17 protein-coding genes and 2 pseudogenes are annotated in these 17,900 nt (G+C 71.6%); 5 read left to right on the forward strand and 14 right to left on the reverse strand.

Features of this window, described 5'->3' with window-relative positions:
• Positions 1 to 3 precede the first annotated feature (3 nt).
• Positions 4 to 1,584: a flavin monoamine oxidase family protein gene (locus AB0M02_RS24525; RefSeq protein ID WP_364230372.1), complete on the forward strand. Its 1,581-nt coding sequence runs from the start codon at positions 4 to 6 to the stop codon at positions 1,582 to 1,584.
• A gap of 33 nt (positions 1,585 to 1,617) precedes the next feature.
• Here AB0M02_RS24525 and AB0M02_RS24530 read toward each other — a convergent pair.
• The 6 genes and pseudogenes from AB0M02_RS24530 to AB0M02_RS24555 form a co-directional block, all read right to left on the reverse strand.
• A pseudogene (locus AB0M02_RS24530) lies at positions 1,618 to 2,169 on the reverse strand (DUF2306 domain-containing protein); the annotation flags it as partial.
• A 63-nt stretch (positions 2,170 to 2,232) separates the two neighbouring features.
• Positions 2,233 to 4,026, reverse strand: coding sequence for an ABC transporter ATP-binding protein (locus tag AB0M02_RS24535; protein ID WP_364230374.1), 1,794 nt, complete (start codon positions 4,024 to 4,026; stop codon positions 2,233 to 2,235).
• Positions 4,013 to 4,444 carry a S26 family signal peptidase gene (locus AB0M02_RS24540; protein ID WP_364230376.1) on the reverse strand — a complete coding sequence of 144 codons (432 nt, stop codon included), beginning with the start codon at positions 4,442 to 4,444 and terminating at the stop codon, positions 4,013 to 4,015. Before AB0M02_RS24540 ends, AB0M02_RS24535 begins: the two co-directional genes overlap by 14 nt.
• Positions 4,441 to 4,980, reverse strand: a complete 540-nt coding sequence (locus AB0M02_RS24545; protein WP_364230378.1) for a TlpA disulfide reductase family protein — start codon at positions 4,978 to 4,980, stop codon at positions 4,441 to 4,443. The genes AB0M02_RS24540 and AB0M02_RS24545 overlap by 4 nt, the downstream gene beginning before the upstream one ends.
• Positions 4,977 to 5,531, reverse strand: a complete 555-nt coding sequence (locus tag AB0M02_RS24550; protein WP_364230381.1) for a MauE/DoxX family redox-associated membrane protein — start codon at positions 5,529 to 5,531, stop codon at positions 4,977 to 4,979. Before AB0M02_RS24550 ends, AB0M02_RS24545 begins: the two co-directional genes overlap by 4 nt.
• Positions 5,532 to 5,601: 70 nt before the next feature.
• Positions 5,602 to 5,826, reverse strand: a complete 225-nt coding sequence (locus AB0M02_RS24555; RefSeq protein ID WP_364230382.1) for a hypothetical protein — start codon at positions 5,824 to 5,826, stop codon at positions 5,602 to 5,604.
• Between the two features lie 301 nt (positions 5,827 to 6,127).
• On the opposite strand from AB0M02_RS24555, the pseudogene AB0M02_RS24560 reads away from it, so the two are divergent.
• Both AB0M02_RS24560 and AB0M02_RS24565 read left to right on the forward strand, forming a co-directional pair.
• Positions 6,128 to 6,690, forward strand: a pseudogene (locus AB0M02_RS24560) (NADAR family protein).
• Positions 6,691 to 6,724: 34 nt separating this feature from the next.
• On the forward strand, positions 6,725 to 7,264 hold the full coding sequence (locus tag AB0M02_RS24565; protein WP_364230383.1) for a GNAT family N-acetyltransferase: 540 nt from the start codon (positions 6,725 to 6,727) through the stop codon (positions 7,262 to 7,264).
• 1 nt (position 7,265) lies between these two features.
• Here AB0M02_RS24565 and AB0M02_RS24570 read toward each other — a convergent pair whose 3' ends face one another.
• Genes AB0M02_RS24570 through AB0M02_RS24595 form a run of 6 tightly spaced genes read right to left on the reverse strand, consistent with a single transcriptional unit; the run spans position 7,266 to position 13,671 of the window.
• Positions 7,266 to 9,107 carry a hypothetical protein gene (locus AB0M02_RS24570; protein ID WP_364230385.1) on the reverse strand — a complete coding sequence of 614 codons (1,842 nt, stop codon included), beginning with the start codon at positions 9,105 to 9,107 and terminating at the stop codon, positions 7,266 to 7,268.
• Positions 9,108 to 9,117: 10 nt separating this feature from the next.
• Positions 9,118 to 10,176, reverse strand: a complete 1,059-nt coding sequence (locus AB0M02_RS24575) for a branched-chain amino acid ABC transporter permease (RefSeq protein ID WP_364230387.1) — start codon at positions 10,174 to 10,176, stop codon at positions 9,118 to 9,120.
• Positions 10,173 to 11,039: a branched-chain amino acid ABC transporter permease gene (locus AB0M02_RS24580; protein WP_364230388.1), complete on the reverse strand. Its 867-nt coding sequence runs from the start codon at positions 11,037 to 11,039 to the stop codon at positions 10,173 to 10,175. The genes AB0M02_RS24575 and AB0M02_RS24580 overlap by 4 nt, the downstream gene beginning before the upstream one ends.
• 1 nt (position 11,040) lies before the next feature.
• Positions 11,041 to 11,739: an ABC transporter ATP-binding protein gene (locus tag AB0M02_RS24585; protein ID WP_364230390.1), complete on the reverse strand. Its 699-nt coding sequence runs from the start codon at positions 11,737 to 11,739 to the stop codon at positions 11,041 to 11,043.
• Positions 11,736 to 12,485: an ABC transporter ATP-binding protein gene (locus tag AB0M02_RS24590; protein ID WP_364230392.1), complete on the reverse strand. Its 750-nt coding sequence runs from the start codon at positions 12,483 to 12,485 to the stop codon at positions 11,736 to 11,738. The genes AB0M02_RS24585 and AB0M02_RS24590 overlap by 4 nt, the downstream gene beginning before the upstream one ends.
• A gap of 4 nt (positions 12,486 to 12,489) precedes the next feature.
• On the reverse strand, positions 12,490 to 13,671 hold the full coding sequence (locus tag AB0M02_RS24595; RefSeq protein WP_364230393.1) for a substrate-binding domain-containing protein: 1,182 nt from the start codon (positions 13,669 to 13,671) through the stop codon (positions 12,490 to 12,492).
• Between the two features lie 152 nt (positions 13,672 to 13,823).
• On the opposite strand from AB0M02_RS24595, the gene AB0M02_RS24600 reads away from it, so the two are divergent.
• Positions 13,824 to 14,591, forward strand: coding sequence for a 3-hydroxybutyrate dehydrogenase (locus AB0M02_RS24600; RefSeq protein WP_364230396.1), 768 nt, complete (start codon positions 13,824 to 13,826; stop codon positions 14,589 to 14,591).
• A gap of 5 nt (positions 14,592 to 14,596) precedes the next feature.
• On the forward strand, positions 14,597 to 15,436 hold the full coding sequence (locus tag AB0M02_RS24605) for an alpha/beta hydrolase (RefSeq protein ID WP_364230398.1): 840 nt from the start codon (positions 14,597 to 14,599) through the stop codon (positions 15,434 to 15,436).
• Here the strand turns inward: AB0M02_RS24605 and AB0M02_RS24610 are convergent.
• Together AB0M02_RS24610 and AB0M02_RS24615 are read right to left on the reverse strand one after the other, a co-directional pair.
• Positions 15,395 to 16,705: a hypothetical protein gene (locus tag AB0M02_RS24610; protein ID WP_364230400.1), complete on the reverse strand. Its 1,311-nt coding sequence runs from the start codon at positions 16,703 to 16,705 to the stop codon at positions 15,395 to 15,397. The two genes, AB0M02_RS24605 and AB0M02_RS24610, sit on opposite strands and share 42 nt — an antisense overlap.
• Complete coding sequence (locus AB0M02_RS24615) at positions 16,692 to 17,888, reverse strand: type III PLP-dependent enzyme (protein WP_364230403.1); 1,197 nt, start codon at positions 17,886 to 17,888, stop codon at positions 16,692 to 16,694. The genes AB0M02_RS24610 and AB0M02_RS24615 overlap by 14 nt, the downstream gene beginning before the upstream one ends.
• Positions 17,889 to 17,900: the final 12 nt, after the last annotated feature.

A 17,900-nucleotide genomic window follows, 5' to 3' on the forward strand; every position in this document is an offset into this window, starting at 1 on the left:
GATATGAGCATGCTGAGCCGGCGTGACTTCCTGCGCGCGGTCGGCGTCACCGGTGGCGCCGGGACGATGTTCGCCACCATGGGCGCGCTGGGACTGGCGCCCGCCGCCGTGGCCGCACCGGACTTCGAGCCGCCGAAGGCCTCGGACTACCACCTCAAGGGCCGCACCGCCGGTTCGGTCGTCGTGCTCGGCGCCGGTGTCGCGGGCCTGGTGAGCGCGTACGAGCTGGGCAAGGCCGGGTACCGCGTCACCGTCCTGGAACCGCGCGACCGCCCCGGTGGGCGCAACCTGACGATCCGCGGCGGCGACCAGCTCACCGAGCTGAACGGCTTCCACCAGCGGGCCCGGTTCAGCAGGGGCCAGTACATGAACGCCGGAGCGGCCCGGATCGCCCAGTGGATGGTGACCCTCGACTACTGCCGCGAGTTGGGCGTACCCATCGAGGTCTTCACGAACAGCAACGCGGACGCCTACATCCACCACAGCTCGATGCCGCCCGGGAAGCCGGTGCGGTTCCGCACCGCCAAGGCCGACACGTACGGCTACGTGAGCGAGCTGCTGGCCAAGGCCACCAACCAGGGCGCCCTCGACGCCGAACTCACCGCCGAGGACCGTGAGCGGCTGACGGAGTTCCTCACCGACTTCGGCGCGCTCGGCGACAATCTGAAGTACACGGGGTCGAGCCGCCGCGGCTTCACGACCTGGCCCGGCGAGGCAGGCGTCCCCGGTGAGGTGCTGGGCGGCGTGCCGACGGTGTCCGAGGTGTTCGCCTCCGGCGTCGGGCGGCACTTCTCCTTCGAGTTCGAGTTCGACCAGGCGATGCTGATGTTCCAGCCGGTCGGTGGCATGGACATGCTGCCGCGGGCGCTGACCCGCGCGATCGGCCCGCAGAAGATCAAGCTGGGCTGCCGGGTCACCTCGCTCACCCAAACCTCGACCGGCGTCACCGTCGTCTACACCGACGCGGCCGGCCGCAGCCGCAGCCTGACCACCGACTACGCGATCGCCGCGATGCCACCACACCTGCTCACCGGCCTCACCCACAACCTGGGCGCCGACGTGACCGCCGCACTGTCGGCCATCCAGCCGTTCTCCGCCGGGAAGATCGGACTGGAGTACCGGTCCCGCTGGTGGGAGACCGACCACCGCGTCTACGGCGGCATCACCACGACCGACTCCGAGCTGTTCACCGTCTGGCACCCGTCGTACGGCTACCACGGCACCCGAGGCGTCCTGATCGGCTACTACCACTTCGCCGACGTCGCCGAGCGCTACGCGGCGATGCCCCCGGCCGAACGCGAGTCCACGGCCGTGGCCCTGGGCGAGCGCATCTACGGCGCGAAGTACCGCACCGAGCTCGACTCCTCGTTCTCGGTCGCCTGGAGCAGGGTCCCGCACCTGGAATCCGCCTGGCACGTCCGCACCGACTCACCCCAGTCGCCGATCTTCAAGCCGCTGGTCGACCCGGCGGGCCGCGTCCTGTTCGCCGGAGATTGGCTGAGCAACATGGACGCCTGGCAACACGGAGCGATCGAGGCCGCCCGCCGAGCGGTCACGAAACTGCACGCGAGGGCGCTGTACTGACCTCCGCTGCGAAGCCCGGCGGATGATCAGCTCGGCGATCGCGACGTTGATCAGCCACGCCGCGATCATCGTGGCGGCCCGGCCCGAAGCGGTGCCCGAGCTGAAGACCGCCGTGAACGCCTGCGTCCCCGCACCCATCCCGATCGCATAACCCCGGATCATCCATGCCCGGTGCCCCTTGAAGTCTCGCCGCAGCACTCTAACGAAGCCGAGGACCAGCGCGACCGTCATCCAGCCAGCCACCAGGAAGCGGGCGGTGAGAAGAACGTCGCTGTCCAGCGAAGTGCGCGGCAGGAACACCGTGAGCCACAGCCCGCTCCACGCCGCGAGCAACCCGCACGGCACCAGAACCCGCCCGGTGTACCGATGACAGCGATGCCGCCCCCCGAACTGGAACGCACCCAGCACCCCGAAGACCGTCACCGTGACGATGTGCGTCACCAGCGCGATCGGTGACGACATGACCCGGTCGCCGTCCGGCAGGACCGCCGCGCCGCCGGACATCTCCGAGAGGCGCAGGCTGCCGGCCACCACCGGGACGGCGGCCAGTCCCAGGAGCCCGGCCCGGATCAGGAAAATCTTCATGCCTCGATGGTCCCGATGAAAAAGGCCGGGCTCATCGGAGCGGAGTAGGAGATCCGGGCCGTACTAAAGTCCGGTGTACGCCGAGGCCTGCAGCGCGAACAGCGTCGCGTACACCTGGCCCTTCTGGACCAAAGTCTCGTGCGTGCCCTGCTCGGTCAGCTTGCCCCCGTCCAGGACGAAGATCTTGTCGAGGTCGCGAAGCGAACCGAGATGGTGCGAGATCAGGATCATCGTCTTGTTCGCGCCGACCGAGTGGATCGTCTCCCGCAGGCGATGCTGGGCGATCGCGTCCAGCCCCGAGTTGGGCTCGTCCAGGATGGCCACCGCGGCGTCCTCGCGCAGCAGGGCGCGGGCGATCGCCAGCCGCTGCCACTGCCCGCCGGAGAGCAGGCTGACCGCTGACCCCTCGTCCTCGGGCATGAACGTCTTGCTGAGCAGGGTGTCGTAACCGCCGGGCAGCGCCTCGATCTCGGGGCCGAGCCCGGCCATCTCGGCGGCCCGGCGCAGCGCGTCCCGGTCGTCGCGCCGCGAGATGTCGCCGATCGCGATGTTCTCGGCGACGGTCAGGTCGTAGCTCATGAAGTCCTGGAAGACGGCGGTGATCCGGCGGCGGATCTCGGCCGGGGGGAGTTCGCGCGCGTCCACGCCGTCGAACAGGATCGTGCCGCGGGTCGGCTCGTAGAGGCGGCAGAGCAGCTTGACCAGGGTGCTCTTGCCGGCGCCGTTGCGGCCGGCCAGCCCGGCCTTCGTGCCGGGCGGGATGACCAGGCTGACGCCGGAGAGCACCCACGGTCCGTCGTCGGCGTAACGGAACCAGACGTCACGCAACTCGATGCCGCCGCTGATCATGATATTTCGGCTCAAATCGAACGAGGCTGGAAGGGGATCCGGACCGAGGAAGGCGAAGTAATGCCGCATCAGCAGGACCGCCGACGCCACCTCCGTGTAGTGCGCGGCCGCCGCCGTGATCGCGATCTGCGTGCCGGCCGCCGCAGCCAGGAACAGCGAGAAGTCGCCGACCGACAGGCCGCGTGACATCGCGGTGTTGACGAAGGCGAGCGTCGCCAGCGCGGCACACCCGGCGCTGACCGCGGCGAGCACCACGTCAGCCCGGGCCACGATCCGGGCGACCGAGATCTCGGCGTGGCCCTCGGCGCGCAGGATCTCGCGTACCCGTTGGCGCAGGAAACCACCGAGCTGGAACAGCCTGGTCTCCTTGGCCGCGCGCGGGTCGATCAGCAGGCTGCGGAAGAAGTGCCGCCGCCGCCCGGTCGGCACGAGTTCCTCGTCGAGCGCCGCCTGCCGTTTGGCCTGCCGGTGGCCGACCCACACGAACGGGATCGTGACCAGGGCCAGGAGCAGGACCATCGGGGGCCAGAGAAGGTACGCGCTGAACAGCCAGCCCGCGCCCTGCAGGGTGCTGCGGACCAGCGTGATGCCGCCGGTGAGAAGCTGTCGCGACGCGCGGTCGGCGGCCTGTTCGGCGAGCTTCAGGCCGTCCTGGAAGCCGGGACGTTCCAGCTGGTCGAGCCAGGGCACCGCGTCGACCGCGGCGAACAGCTGGTCCTGGGTGTACTCGCGGACCCGCCGCACGATCTGCAGCGAACAGAGCTGCTGGACCGCGCCGAGGCCCGCGTCGCTCAGCGCGCAGACCGCCACCCCGGCGATCGGGAGCAGGAAGTCGGCGAGCGGCCGCGGGCCGGGTTCGGCGAGCAGGTCGAACAGCACCCGCATGCACCACGCGGCGGCCACCGGCACCAGGGCCGACCCGATCGCGATGACGGCGACCAGCGTGCTCGGCCAGGGCGCGGCGCGCCAGACCAGGCGGAAGCCGCGGGCGGCGTCACCCAGCCGCATGCGAGCCTCGCGGCAGCCGGCAGAGCATGGTGCCCACCACGTCGTCGAGCGTCAGCGTGCCGAAGTCGCGGGAGTCGAAGCTCTGCTCGGGGTTGTCGCCGACCACGAAGATCTCGCGCGGGCCGAGCAGCAGCATCTGGTCGAAGAAGACCGGCCGGTCGCCGTGCGCGCCGCCGATCCGCTTCACCATGAGCCGGCGGGCCATGCCGGCGCGGGTCGGCACGGCCATCCGGACCACCACGACGTCGTCGCGGCGCGGGCGGCGGGCCAGCCAGCGGCGCAGCACCAGGATGCGGTCGCCGGGCGCGAGCGTCGGCTGCATGCTCTGCCCGCTCACGGTGGCGGCCAGCAGGGTGGTGCGGAGTCCCACCAGCACGAGGGCGGCGCCGATCGACGCCGCCCACAGTGCCGTCGTCACGCGGCGATGCCCTTGATCCGGACGGCGGACATGCCGACCCGGCCGTGCTCGGCGAGCAGATAGGTCGGGAACGCCTTGACCCCGACGGCGGCGGAGAGCGTGCCGGCCGCCTCCGAGTCGGGCTCGATGACCACGGCGAACGCGTCCGGGAAGGCCTTGGCGTACTCGCGGGCCTCGTCCGGCTCACCGTTGATCACGGCGATCGGCTTGGGCAGGTCGCCGACGACCTTGTCCTCGAGGGCCAGGAAGTTGGGCAGGTCCTCGCTGCAGGGCGCGCACCCGACCGAGAAGAAGCCGATCAGCTGCTGGTCGACGTGGAGGTCGCGCTGCGAGATCGTGCGGCCGTCGAGCGTCTCGATCTCGAAGTCACCGATCACCGAGTCGGCCGTGGGAAGTTGCGGCTGCGGCGCTTTCATGCCCGCCAGTCCGCCACTCTCGATCGCGGTGCGCAGCCGGGCCGCGGTGGCGAACGCGACCGCGAGGCCGACGAGGGCGACGGCCAGTGCCGCCAGGGAAAGCACGATGGCGATGCTCATGAATCACTGCCCTTGGGTACGGGTCTTTGCGGGACCTTCGAGGGACCGAACAGGAAGATCAGATCGTCGAGGTGGACGACAGCGAGCGTCGCCACCGACGCGGCAGCGAACGCCAGCGCCCACTGCGGAAACGCGAGGTGGGGCGGGCCTTGCGCGAGCCGCAGCGCGAGCACGGCCGTTGCGGCAAGGGCAAGAGCCAGATTGCGTACGACGTGACGCGCACGCAATTCCGTCGCGCTGCCGCCGAAGCACCGGCAGGTCGCGCCGGTACCCGCCGTACGAATGCGCTGGATCCCCCACGCCATGCCGGCGAGCAGCACCACGGCAAGGGCCGCGCCCAACGGTGAGAACGGCGGAACGACAATAAGAACAGCGGCACAGAACTCGCCCGCCAGAAGCAATTTTCCGGCGTGCCGAGAAATGGTGTCCGGGAGATTCAACTGTCTCGCCACGTCCGCGACGTCGCCCAGCGCGGACCGGTGCCGGGCCTTGCCGGCGACCGCGGCGAGAAACACTCCCGCAACTATGAAAGCCAGAGTGACCTGCAGCATTACACGGCTCCTCCAGCGCTGCGGTCCCGATTCCGGCAGGACCGCAGCGCCCCCGCTTCAGAGCCGGATATCAGCAGGTAGCGAGGTTGATGCAGCCCGTGTAGTCCTCCCACGGGTTGCAGTACGACCCGTCCTGGCTGGTGCAGCAGAGCTGCCGCTCCCAGCGCGCCCCGGTGTAGAGGGCACACCGCTTGCAGCGGCGCTTCCAGGTACAGGTGTCATCCGCGCGGACCTCGCTCTGCGGAATGACGAGCGACAGAATACGGTCCCCGAATGAGGCGATGGCATTCACCATAACCACTCCTTTCGTCGAGACCCGACGCTAAGTTGACCGCTTACTCGCCCGCCACCCCGTTACCTGATCGTGATAAACACTGAGCGTAATTCCAAATAGCGTTTCCCCTGGAATATCCCCCAAAGTCAGTAGGGATTAGGGTGCATCCGGCCGACGCCGCCCATGATCGCTCAGACCGAGGTGGAGGCGGTTGCGGTTCTGTCGCAGTGATGCGTGTCCGCCCGTTTTGAGCAATGCTCAACCTCACCCAAAGTAGTTGCACGTTGCGCACCGTTCCCCGCGATCGGTCAGACTGACGCCCATGCAGTCATCGATCCGGAGCGCCGCCGATCTCACCGCGGCGCGGGCGCGGGCGCGGGGAGAGCGTGCCAAGTTCCTCTTCTTCTGGGGCCACCAGCCGGAACGCGACGGCAGCGTCGGCGCCGGCTGCCTGAGCCAGTGGTGGCCGGCCCCGTTCGCGGCCGACGGGCGGGAGTTCGCCACCGCTGAGCACTACATGATGTGGCGCAAGGCGCGGCTGTTCGGCGACGACGCGATCGCCGAGCGCATCCTCGCGGCGCCGCACCCGCATGCGGCCAAGGCTCTCGGCGGCAAGGTCGCGGGGTTCGACCAGCGGGTGTGGGACGAACACCGATTCGCAATCGTGGTGGCAGGCAACCTGGCCAAGTTCGGCCAGGACGACGCCTGCGCGCCTACCTGCTCGGCACCGGGCAGCGCGTCCTCGTCGAGGCCAGCCCCCTGGACCGCGTCTGGGGCATCGGCCTGACCCGCGACGACCCGGCAGCCGCCGACCCGGAGCGCTGGCAGGGCCTCAACCTGCTCGGGTTCGCCCTCATGGAGGCCCGCGACACCCTGACACCCTGATCCGGGTGGCGTGGGTTACGCAGAATGCCGGGCTATGACGATCGTCCTGCAGGTGCCGGGTGCGGGGTCCGTGTCCGCCTTGCTGATGCGGCCGTGGCGGTCCGACGACCTGCCGGCCCTGGTCGCGGCGCACCGGGATCCGGAGCTGCGCCGCTGGCTGAACACCTCACTGACCGACGAGGCCCAGGCCCGTCATTGGCTCGACCGGCAGGCCACCGGCTGGGCCACCGCGACACGGTTCAGTTTCGCGGTGGTCGCCGACACCGACGACCGTTCGCCGCGCGGGCTCGTGGCGGTGACGGTCGGAACCGCGGGCTCGGCGGAGGTTGGCTACTGGACGGCGGGTCATGCCCGGGGACAGGGCGTCGCCGCTCGCGCGCTGGAGACCGTGTCGCAATGGGCTCTGGGGGCGCAGGACATAGTCCCGCTCACCCATCTGGACCTGTGCCACGCGGTCGCCAATCAGGCGTCCTGCCGGGTGGCGGTCAGGTGCGGCTATGCGTTGCGTGACCTGCTGCCGGCCGCACCACCCGCCTACCCGGACATCGGGCACCGGCACGTGCGTACAACGTAGGTCAGGGGCAGGGGGCGTCCTCGCAGACGTCGATGACCTTGCCGGTGAGTAGGAAGGTGGCCTTCTGTTGCTGGGCGCCCGGCTGGGCGCGGGGGAACTCGTGGGAGTCCGGGCCGTACTCCGGGCCCGCCGGGGCCAGGTTGGTGGGTGGTGGGGAGAAGGTCTGGCCGCTGTTCCACATCACGAAGGCGGAGCCCCGGTGCGGGTAGTGGCGGATGGGCTTGATGCCCCAGAACGGGACCACCTCGTCGGACCAGCCGGGGGCCAGGGCGGGCTGGTGGATGCGGGCGCCGATGGTGCGGGCCTGTACCTGGGCGGCGGCGGGGGAGACCTGGTGGTCGCCGAAGGCCACGTGCATCAGGACCTGGTGTGCGGGGGTGTGCGGCAGCGGGTGGGAGGTGAGGTGCTGGGCGTACCCGTTGGCCTCGCCGCGGTCCCACAGCATCTGGATCAGGGCCAGGATCAGCTGCTGGTCGGTCTTGTCGGGGTAGGACTGGTTCATGAGCTGCTGGAACGGGGCGAAGTCGACGCTGCGCTGCAGCAGGGTGCTGTAGTTCATCGCGGGTACGCCGAGGACCGAGCGGGTCCAGTCCTGCGCGATGGCGGTGAGGGCGCCGCCGTTGATGCCGCCCTGGCTGTTGCCGTCGTAGTGCAGGCCGCCGGCGCGGTCGAGCAGGCTGCGGCCGGCCGCGTCCTGGAAGGCGGGGTGGGACGCGAAGCCGCCGCGCGCGATCATGGCCCGGCCGAGGAACAGGAAGTTCAGGAAGCTCTGCTGCAGCCGGTCCGGTACGGCCGGGAACGTGCTCAGGTCGCTCCAGGTCTGCACGACGAACGGGATGTCGCCGTTGGACAGCCCGATCCAGCTGGTGGCGCAGAACATGAACGTGTGGTCCTGCGACATCTGCTTCACGTTGCCGGCGTTGACCTCGGTGGGCGAGCCGAGCAGGCCGTGACCGTACAGCGAGAGGTGTGCCGGGGTGGCGGCGCTCGCGCTGCGCGGGATGTTGCAGACGAACTCGGCGTTCAGCGCGGTGCCGGAGCCGGCCGGCAGCGAGTTCGCGGTGACCGGCTGCGCGTAGTTCAGGCGGGAGCCGGGGCCGCCGGTGCCGGTCAGGTAGCTCGGCACCGTGACCGTGCCGCGGACCTGCCGGGCGATGCGCGGATCCTGCGCGGGGGTGTAGTCGGTGACCTGGCTGACCGTGAAGCCCGGCGCGGACCGGCCGAGCGCGGCGAACGCGTCGTCGCGCATCCGCAGGACCCGGCCGGTGAGACTCTTCGCGCTCGCGACGGTGAACTCCCAGGTCCGGAACAGGTACGGCCGGATCAGCGCGCCGCCGCTGTCGCGCATCCCGCGCAGCACGACGCGGTAGCGGGTGGCCTCGCGCAGCGCCACCGCCGGCCGGATGATGAGCAGCCGGTTCTCGGTGGCGTGCGCGTCGAGCTCCGCCCAGTACGGCGTGCGCTCGCCGGTGCGCGTGTTGATCAGCAGGATCGGTGAGCCGGGTGCCAGGGACCGGCCGATGTCGGTGACCGGCGGGATGCCGGTGGCCACCGGGTCGAGGCCGGGCACGTGGGCCAGGATCGGGGTGCCGGGGCTGAAGCCGTCCTGCCGGTTCCACTCGGCGGGGTCGATGTGCTTGCCGGCCACGTTCGCCGGCAGCGCGCCCGCCTCGAAACGCACACGCAGCCCGGTGGGGCTGGTGCGGTCCCGGACCGTGAACCGGTCGCTCGGGAACGGCAACAGGCCCGCGGCGCCGGCCGGCGCGGATCCGGCGGCCACGGCGACGCCGGACGGCGCCACCGCGACCATGATCAGGGTCAGGAGCAGAAGTCTGCGCACCACCAGCTGAGTATCACCCCTGGCGAACCGCCTGAGCCTCGCCGTTACGGTCCAATGTGGTGGCCGGACGGAGCGCGCGCCGCACCGGCTCCCATCGGCTGCCCAGACCGGCCAGACCGCCCGGCAGGAAGTAGACGGCCAGGATGAACAGCGTGCCGAGCAGGAACAGCGGCTCGCCGAGCGGGCCGGGCAGCGACCCGCCGAGGCGGGCCAGGCGCTGGTCCAGGTAGGCGTAGAGGACACCGCCGAGCAGCGCGCCCCACCGGGTGCCTGCGCCGCCGAGCACCGCCATGACGATCAGCGAGAGGGTGAGCTCCGAGGACGCCACGTGCGGTGAGACGCCGCCGGCGACCAGGGCGTACGTGACACCGCCGAGCGCGGCCAGAGCACCGGCCACGACGAACGCCACGAGCTTCAACCGGAAGGTCGACAGCCCGAGTACGGCCACGCGCCGCTCGTCGTCGCGCAGGCCCGACAGCGTACGGCCGAGCGGCGCCCGGTCGATCGAGTGCACCACGATGACCACGACGGTCAGGAACGCGAGCGCCAGCCAGTAGAGGTTCACCGTGTTCATCACCCCGACCAGGCCGCTGGGCAGCCCGGCAGTGAGCATCGGCAGGCCCTCCTCGCCGCCGGTCAGGCCGCCCGGGTCGCGGCTCACCGCGATGTGGCCGACCTGCGCGAACGCGAGCGTGACCATGGAGAACGCGATGCCCGAGGTCTGCAGCGCCACCGCGCCGAGCAGCGCGGCCAGCATCGCAGCGGCCAGCACGGTGACCAGCGCGGCGCTCCACAGCGCCCAGCCGTAGTGGCTGACCAGGATGCTGACGCCGTACGCACCGGCCGCGATGTAGAGCGCGTGGCCGAACGAGAGCAGCCCGGCGCGCCCGAACAGCAGGTCGTACCCGAGCGCGAGCCCGCCGAAGACCAGGCAGACGGCGAGCAGTTGCAGGGTGCCGGGTGAGTTCAGCGGCCCTTCGAACAGGCCGGGCACGGACAGCGCGGAGAACGGCAGCAGCGCCGCCACGACCAGGGCCAGGACCGGCAGGACCGGCCGCACCGACGCCCTCATGCGGTTGCCACCTTCCCGGCGATGCCGGACGGGCGCAGCAGCAGGACGACGGCCAGCAGGGCCACCACGCTGATGTCGCCGGCGCCGGGCGCGCCGTAGTAGTTCACGAACTGCTGGAGCAGGCCGACCGCGACGGCGGCGACCGCCGAGCCGGTGACCGAGCCGAGGCCGCCGATGACCACGACGATGAACGCGAAGATCAGCAGCGAGGCGCCCTGGCCGGGTGAGATCGCGCTGAAGTACATGCCGCCGAGGATCCCGGCGAGCCCGGCGAGGGCCCCGCCGATCGCGAAGACCAGCGTGAACGCGTTGCGCACGTCGATGCCGAGCGCCTTGACCATGGCCCGGTTCTCGACGCCGGCCCGGATCACCAGGCCGTACCGGGTGAAGCGCAGGAAGGCGAGCAGCGCGACGAGCACCAGCACGGCCGCGCCGATCAGCAGGAACCGGTCGTCGGGCACCTGCGCGCCGAGCACGCCGGTCACCTCGGAGGCCCAGTCCGGCCGGGGGAACACCCGCGCGTCGGCGCCGAACATCGACTGGAGCAGCGCGACACCGGCCAGCGACAGGCCGACGGTGACCAGCACCTGCTCGGTGTGCCGGGTGTAGAGCGGCCGGATCATCACGAGTTCGACCAGTGCGCCGGTGGCGGCGGCCGCGGCGACGCCGGCGACCACGGCCAGGGGCAGGCCCCAGTGCGGCGCGGCCCACCACGTCACGTACGCGCCGACGGACAGGAACAGGCCGTGCGCGAAGTTCAGCACGCCGGCCAGTCCGAACACGAGCGACAGCCCGGAGGCGATGAGGAAGTACAGGGCCGCGAGGCCGAGCCCGGTGAGGGTCAGCAGGACCACGGTGGACATGTCAGTGCCTCCCGACGCCGAGCAGTGACTTGGTGGCCTCGGCGTCGCCGAGCAGGCCGGTCGCGCGCCCCTGCCACCCGACGCGCCCGGATTCGATCACGACAGCGTCGGTGGCGAGCTTGCGGACCACCGCCAGGTTCTGCTCCACGAGAAGCACGGGTACGCGCTCCGCGATCCGCCCGAGCACCGATGCCACAGCGGTCACCACCGCCGGTGCGAGGCCCTTGGTGGGTTCGTCGACCAGCAGCAGCCGGTTCGGGTTGAGCAGCACGCGCGCGATGGCGACCATCTGCTGCTGCCCGCCGGAGAGGGTTCCCGCACGCTGGGCGGCCCGGGTCTTCAGCTCCGGGAACAGTTCGTGGACCAGCGCGTAGTCGGGGTTCTTGACCCGTTCGGCCAGTCGCAGGTTCTCCGCGACGGTCAGCCCGGCGAACACGCATCGGTCCTCGGGCACGTAGGCGAGCCCGTCACGGATCAGCCGGTGGGTGGGACGGCCCAGCACCGGCCTGCCGTCGTACTCGACCGCGCCCTCGGCCGGCACCTCGCCCAGGATCGCCCGCAGCGTGGTGGTCTTGCCGGCGCCGTTGCGCCCGAGCAGCGCGGTGACGCCGGTGGCGGCCACGCCGAACGTGACGTCCTGCAGCACGTGCGAGCCGCCGAGCCGCACCGACAGGCCGCTGACCCGCAGGATCTCGCTCACAGGTCCTCCCCGAGGTAGGCCTCCTGGACGAACGGGTCGGCCATCACGGCCGCCGGTGTGTCGCAGGCGAGCAGGGCTCCGTGGTGCAGTACGGCCACCCGGTCGGCGAGGTCGAGCACCACCTCCATGTGGTGCTCGACCATGAGCACGCTGCGCCCGGTGCCGGCGGTCAGCCCGCGGATCACCTCGACCAGCGCGGGTACGTCCTCGAGGCTGACGCCGGCCATCGGCTCGTCCAGCAGCAGGACCCGCGGTTCACCGGCGAGCAGCAGGGCGATCTCCAGCTTGCGTTTCTCGCCGTGTGCCAGGCTGCCCGCGAGGCTCGCCGCGCGCTGCGTCAGGCGTACGTCATGAAGGATCTTGTCCGCACGGGCAGCGATGTCGCGGTCCGCCCGCTTGCGCCACGCCCGCATCGCGCCGCCCTGCCGTGCCTGCACCGCCAGGGCGACGTTCTCGGCGACCGTGAGCGAGCCGAAGACGGCGGATGTCTGGAAGGTGCGGCCCAGGCCGAGACGGGCCCGGCGGTACGGAGCGAGCGTGGTCACGTCGCCGCCGCCCAGCAGGATCCGCCCGGAGCTGGGCCGGCGCAGGCCGCTGATCAGGTTGAACAGGGACGTCTTGCCGGCGCCGTTGGGACCGATCAGGGCGACGAACTCGTCCGGTGCGAGCTCGAGGGACACGTCGTCGACGATCGGCACGGTGCCGATGCGCCAGGTGGCGCTCTCGACGGCGAGGGCGACCGGCATCTGTTCAGCCCTTCATCGCGGCCGCCGGTGGCGCGGCGTCCTCGGGGGTCAGCGTGCCGGACGGGGTGGCGGTCAGCGCGTCGCCGCTGCCGGACAGCTTGGCCTGGAACATCGGCTGGAGAAGGGCGTGGTCCTCGGCCCGGATCGTGAGTTTGCCCTTGACCGAGTCGAAGCTGTAGCCCTCCAGCGAGCCGACCATCTTGTCCACGTCGTCCGGGCTGCCCTGCAGCGCGTGCACGATCATCTGAGCCGCGGCGAACCCGTCGGGGTGGAACAGGTCGGTCTTGCCGCCCGGGACCGCGGCCTTCAGCGCCTGGTAGGCGGCGTTGTCGGCGGCGCCGTCGAAGTAGTGCGCGAGCAGGTTGAGCTTCGTGCCGCCGGCGCCGAACCCGGCCCAGGAGGCGCGGATGTCCAGGCCGGTGACCACCTTGGTGGAGGCGAGCACGCCCTGCTGGTCGAGGGCCTGCCACATGGCGCCGGCGGTGGTGCCGGCCCAGGCGACGAAGACGAGGTCGGGTGCGGCGGCCTTGACCTGGTTGGCGAACGGGGTGAAGTCGGTCGCGGTGGCCGGTACGGCGATGTCGGTGACGGTCGCGCCGGCGCCGCCGAGGACGTTCTGCACGGCCGCGACGTTGGACTTGCCGAACGCCGAGTCGGGCGCGAAGACCAGGACCTTCTTGCCGTCGCCCAGGTACGCCTTGGCGGTCAGCACGTCCTGGTACGACTGCCGTCCCGACCGGAACGTGTACTTGTTCGCGCCGGTCACCGCGTCGCTGGCGGCCGGGCCGGACACGAAGAGCACCTTGTTCTCGGCGGCCAGCGGCGCCACCTGCAGCGCGACACCGGAGCTGGTGGAACCGGCGAGCACCTTGACGCCCTTGCCGATCAGGTCCTTGGCGGCGGAGACGGCCTTGACCGGGTCGCCGGCGTCGTCGATCCAGGTGACCTCCACCTGCCGCTCGCCGATCTTGCCGGTGCCGCCGGTCGCGTACGCGAGACCCGCCTTGAACCCCTCGGCGTACTGCGCGCCGTAGCTGGCGAGCGGGCCGGACTGCGAATAGACCACACCGACGGTGAGGCCACCACTGGCGGCCTCCTGCGGGCTCCCGCAGGCGCTCGCGGTCACGGCGACGGCTGCCAGCACCGCCCCGAGCACTGCGCGACGGGATGTCGTCGAACCACTCATCGGACGCCTTCCGTTAAGAACTGTTTCGGTGTGGCCACACGCTAGGAGCGCGGGTGTGACCGGGACCACCCGCAGAGATCACATGGGTTGGCGGTCCAATGTGTGGACGGCGCACATATTCGCCGCCGTCGACGGCCCGTACGGTCACCGCCATGACGACGGCACGAGTGGTCGACCTCGACCTGACGGGACGCACGGCGCTGGTGACCGGCGCCGGCAGCGGCATCGGGCGCGCCTGCGCCGAGCGACTGGCCGCGGCGGGCGCCGAAGTAGTGGTGGTGGACGTCGACGAGCAGTCGGCGAAGGAGGTGGCCGCGGCGACCGGCGGGCGGGCGATCGTCGCCGACCTGTTCGACCTCGCCGCCGTCGACGCGCTCCCGCCGGATGTCGACGTGCTGATCAACAACGCCGGCCTGCAGGTGGTCGCGCCGCTGCCGGAGTTCCCGCCGGACAAGTTCACGCTGATCCAGCGGGTCATGGTGGAGGCGCCGTTCCGGCTGATCCGCCTGGTGCTGCCGCACATGTACGAGCGCGGCTGGGGCCGGATCGTCAACATCTCCTCGGTGCACGGGCTGATCGCGTCGCCGTACAAGGCCGCGTACGTGACCGCCAAGCACGGCCTCGAGGGCCTGTCCAAGGTGACCGCTCTGGAGGGCGCGCCGCACGGGGTGACGTCTAACTGCGTCAACCCGGCGTTTGTGCGTACCCCGCTGGTCGACCGGCAGATCGCCGACCAGGCCGAGGTCAACGGCATCGACGAGGCCGAGGTGATCGACAAGATCATGCTGAAGCGCGCGGCGATCAAGCACCTGATCGAGCCCGAGGAGGTGGCCGAGGCGGTCGCCTACCTGTGCGCGCCACCCGCCTCGGTGATCACCGGATCCTCGATCGTCATCGACGGCGGCTGGACGGCAAACTGATCTTCATGAGAGAGCCCGATGAGATCGACGTCCCGGTCGCCGGGGGCGCGCTGCGCGTGCTGAGCTGGCCCGCCGACGGACCCGTGGTGATCGCCGCGCACGGCATCACCGCCAACGCCCTGTCCTGGGCCGCGGTCGCGCGGGCTCTCGGCGGCGACGTCCACCTGGTCGCGCCGGACCTGCGCGGCCGGGCCGGCAGCGCGGACCTGCCCGGCCCGTACGGGATGGCCGCGCACGCCGACGACCTGATCGCCGTGGCGGACCGGTTCGGTGTGGCGCGCGTGCCGCTGGCCGGGCACTCGATGGGCGGGTTCGTGGTGGCGGCCACCGCGGCGCGGCACCCGGACCGGGCCGGGCCGGTGCTGATGATCGACGGTGGGGTGTCACTGGGAGTGCCGGCCGGCGTCGACGTGGACGTCGCCCTGGAAGCGGTGATCGGCCCGGCGATGCGGCGGCTGTCCATGACGTTCCCGTCCGAACAGGCCTACCTCGACTACTTCCGGCAGAACCCGGCACTCGGAAGGTACTGGGGGCCGGAGCTGGAAGCGTACATCCTGCGCGATTTCACCGGGTCCGGCTCGACCTGCCGGATCGACGCGGTCCGCGGTGACGCCGCGGACATGCTGCGCAACCCGCCGCCCGCCGGCTTCCCGCTGCTCTGGGCGCCTCGCGGGCTGATGGACGAGGAGGGCGGGCTGTACCGCGCGGAGCAGCTCACCGGGGTGGACGCCGAGCTGGTGCCGGACGTCAACCACTACACGATCCTGACCGCCGGCGCCGAACGGGTCGCGGAGCGGATCAGGTTAATGGGCAAGCTTGCGGAAGAGGTGGGGCGCGACCAGTAGGCCGGCCCACAGGACCACGGTGGTGACGCCCAGGACCAGGCTCAGGCCGCTGGCCACGATGCCGATCGACGGCGCGGCGATGAACATCGGCAACATCCGGACCGAGATCGCGCTGCCCATGGCGCGGACCGAGGCAGCGTACGCGAGATCGCGCGTGACCGACTCGGCGTCCGACTCGGCGGCGACGCGCGCGTCCATGTCGCCCTCGAACGCGGTCTGCGCCAGCCCCGCGCCGAACTGGGCGAGCAGCACGAGTGGCGCGGCGAGCGGCGCCAGTGTCCAGCCGGCGAGCATGCCCAGGCCCCACAGCGACCAGCGCAGCAGGGCGGGCAGCTTGAGCCTGGCGATCGCGGTGACCGCGGTGGTGGCGAACAGGGTGCCGAGGCAGAAGGCCACCGCCGAGCCGGCCACCCAGGCGCCGCCGTACAGCTCCTCGACGACCGGCACGGCGAGCAGCGTCGGCCCGGCGGCGATCAGCATGACCGCGCCGCCGCCGGCCAGCAGGCGCGGCGACGGCAGCCGCATTCCCGGCGCGGGCGTCGCCGCGGCGTGGCGGCCCCGCCCGGCCGGCCGGGCGGCGGGCGTGAACGCGTGCGGGTTGCTGCCGAAGTGCCCGACCGGCGCGGTCGCGGCGGCCGGGGTCGGCGCGATCCGGGCCCGGCGGGCGGACAGCACGGTCGGCAGCAGCGAGCCCAGGTAGACCACGAAGATCGCGCCGAGCAGCCACCCGGTCGGGTAGCCGCCGTCACCGAGCGGCAGCAGCGCCGCGAGTGCGGTGCCGGCCGCCTCCACGCCCATGATGCACATGACGTAGCGGGTCATCGACTGCGGCGAGGCGTTCACGACGCTGACCTCGGCGCGCATCCCCGCGAAGCCGGCCCACGCGGCCGTGTGCATCAGCAGGATCGCGGCGGCGATCGACCACGAGGGCGCCCCGGCGACCAGGCCGCCGAGGACGGCCAGGCGCAGAACCACCTCGACGGCGGCCGAGCCGCGCAGCAGCGTACGGCCGTCGAAGCGCCGGGCCAGCCAGCCGGTGACCGGCGCGGACAGCACGGCGCCGGCGAGCATGGCGGCGTTGTAGAGGGCGGCCTCGGCCAGCCCGCCGCGGGCCGTCGCGATCAGGACGACGACGGTCCAGCCCAGGGCCATGCCGAACGAGTCGACGACGCCCGCGACCAGGAGCTCACGCAGACGCCCGGCCCGGCGCATGCCGCCGGGCCGGGCGCGGCGGCGGCCCCGGGCGGGTCGCGCGTCAGCGGCCGGCACGCGGCGGTCCGCCCGTGCCGACGAAGATCGGCGTGGGCGGCTGGAAACCGTTGAAGGCGGAGGCGTACGCGAGGGTGTAGGCGCCGGCGCTGCCCAGGTAGACGACGTCGCCGACGGCGAGGGTGGACGGCAGCGCGATGTCGCGGCCGATGGTGTCGGAGCTGTCGCAGCTGGGGCCGGTGACCGTGAACGGCACGTGCGGCACCTCGGCGTGGTCGCGCAGCGACGTCCACAGCGGGAAGTCCCAGCCGCCCGGCGTCTGCAGCGCCTCCATCAGGCCGTGATAGCCGCCGACCTCGAGGAACAGCCAGTTCTCGTCGCCGCGGCGCTCGCGCCCGATGACCGTCGCGGCGATCACGCCGGACTCGGCGACCAGGTGGCGGCCCGGCTCGGCGGCGACCAGCTCCGGCCGGTAGGGCAGGGCGGTCAGCGCCTCGGCGACGATCCCGCCGATCTCCTCGATCGTGGGCACGCCGCTCGCATACCGGGCGGGAAAACCGCCGCCCATGTCGAGCATCTCCAGCTCGATGCCGTCGCGGAGCAGCCGGGTCATCAGCGTGCCGGCGGCGGCGATCGCGTTGCGGTACGCGCCCGCGTTCCCACACTGCGACCCGACGTGGAAGGTCACGCCATACGGCCGCAGCCCGAGCCGCCGGGCGAGCAGCATCAGCGCGTGAGCGTCGTCGACGTCCGTGCCGAACTTGCGCGACAGCGGGAACACGCTGGTGCTGTCGTCGACGCGCAGCCGGACGTAGACGGCGGCACCCGGCGCCTGCTCGGCGATCTTGGCGAGCTCGTTCGGCGCGTCGAAGCTGAACCGCCACAGCCCGGCCCGGTACGCCTCGGCGATGTGCGCCGGCGGCTTGACCGGATTGCTGTACAGCACCTCCGACGGGTCGGCACCGAGCGCCCGCAGCATCCGCAGCTCACCGATCGAGGCGATCTCGAAGCTGGACCCGCACGCGGCGAGCGTGCGCAGGATCTCCGGCGCCGGGTTGCACTTCATCGCGTAGAACGTCCGCACGCCGGGCATCGCAGCGGTGAAGGCGGCGTGCCGGTCGGCGACCACGTCGAGGTCGGTGACGAGGTAGGGCGTCGGCACGTCGATCACCTCGAGCATCTCGGGCGCGAGGCTGGCCGGCCACTGGTCCGGGAGTGCGGACGTGACGGTGCCGAGGGACATGCGACTCTCCAG

Source organism: Actinoplanes sp. NPDC051861 (assembly GCF_040681145.1).
Taxonomy (GTDB): domain Bacteria; phylum Actinomycetota; class Actinomycetes; order Mycobacteriales; family Micromonosporaceae; genus Actinoplanes.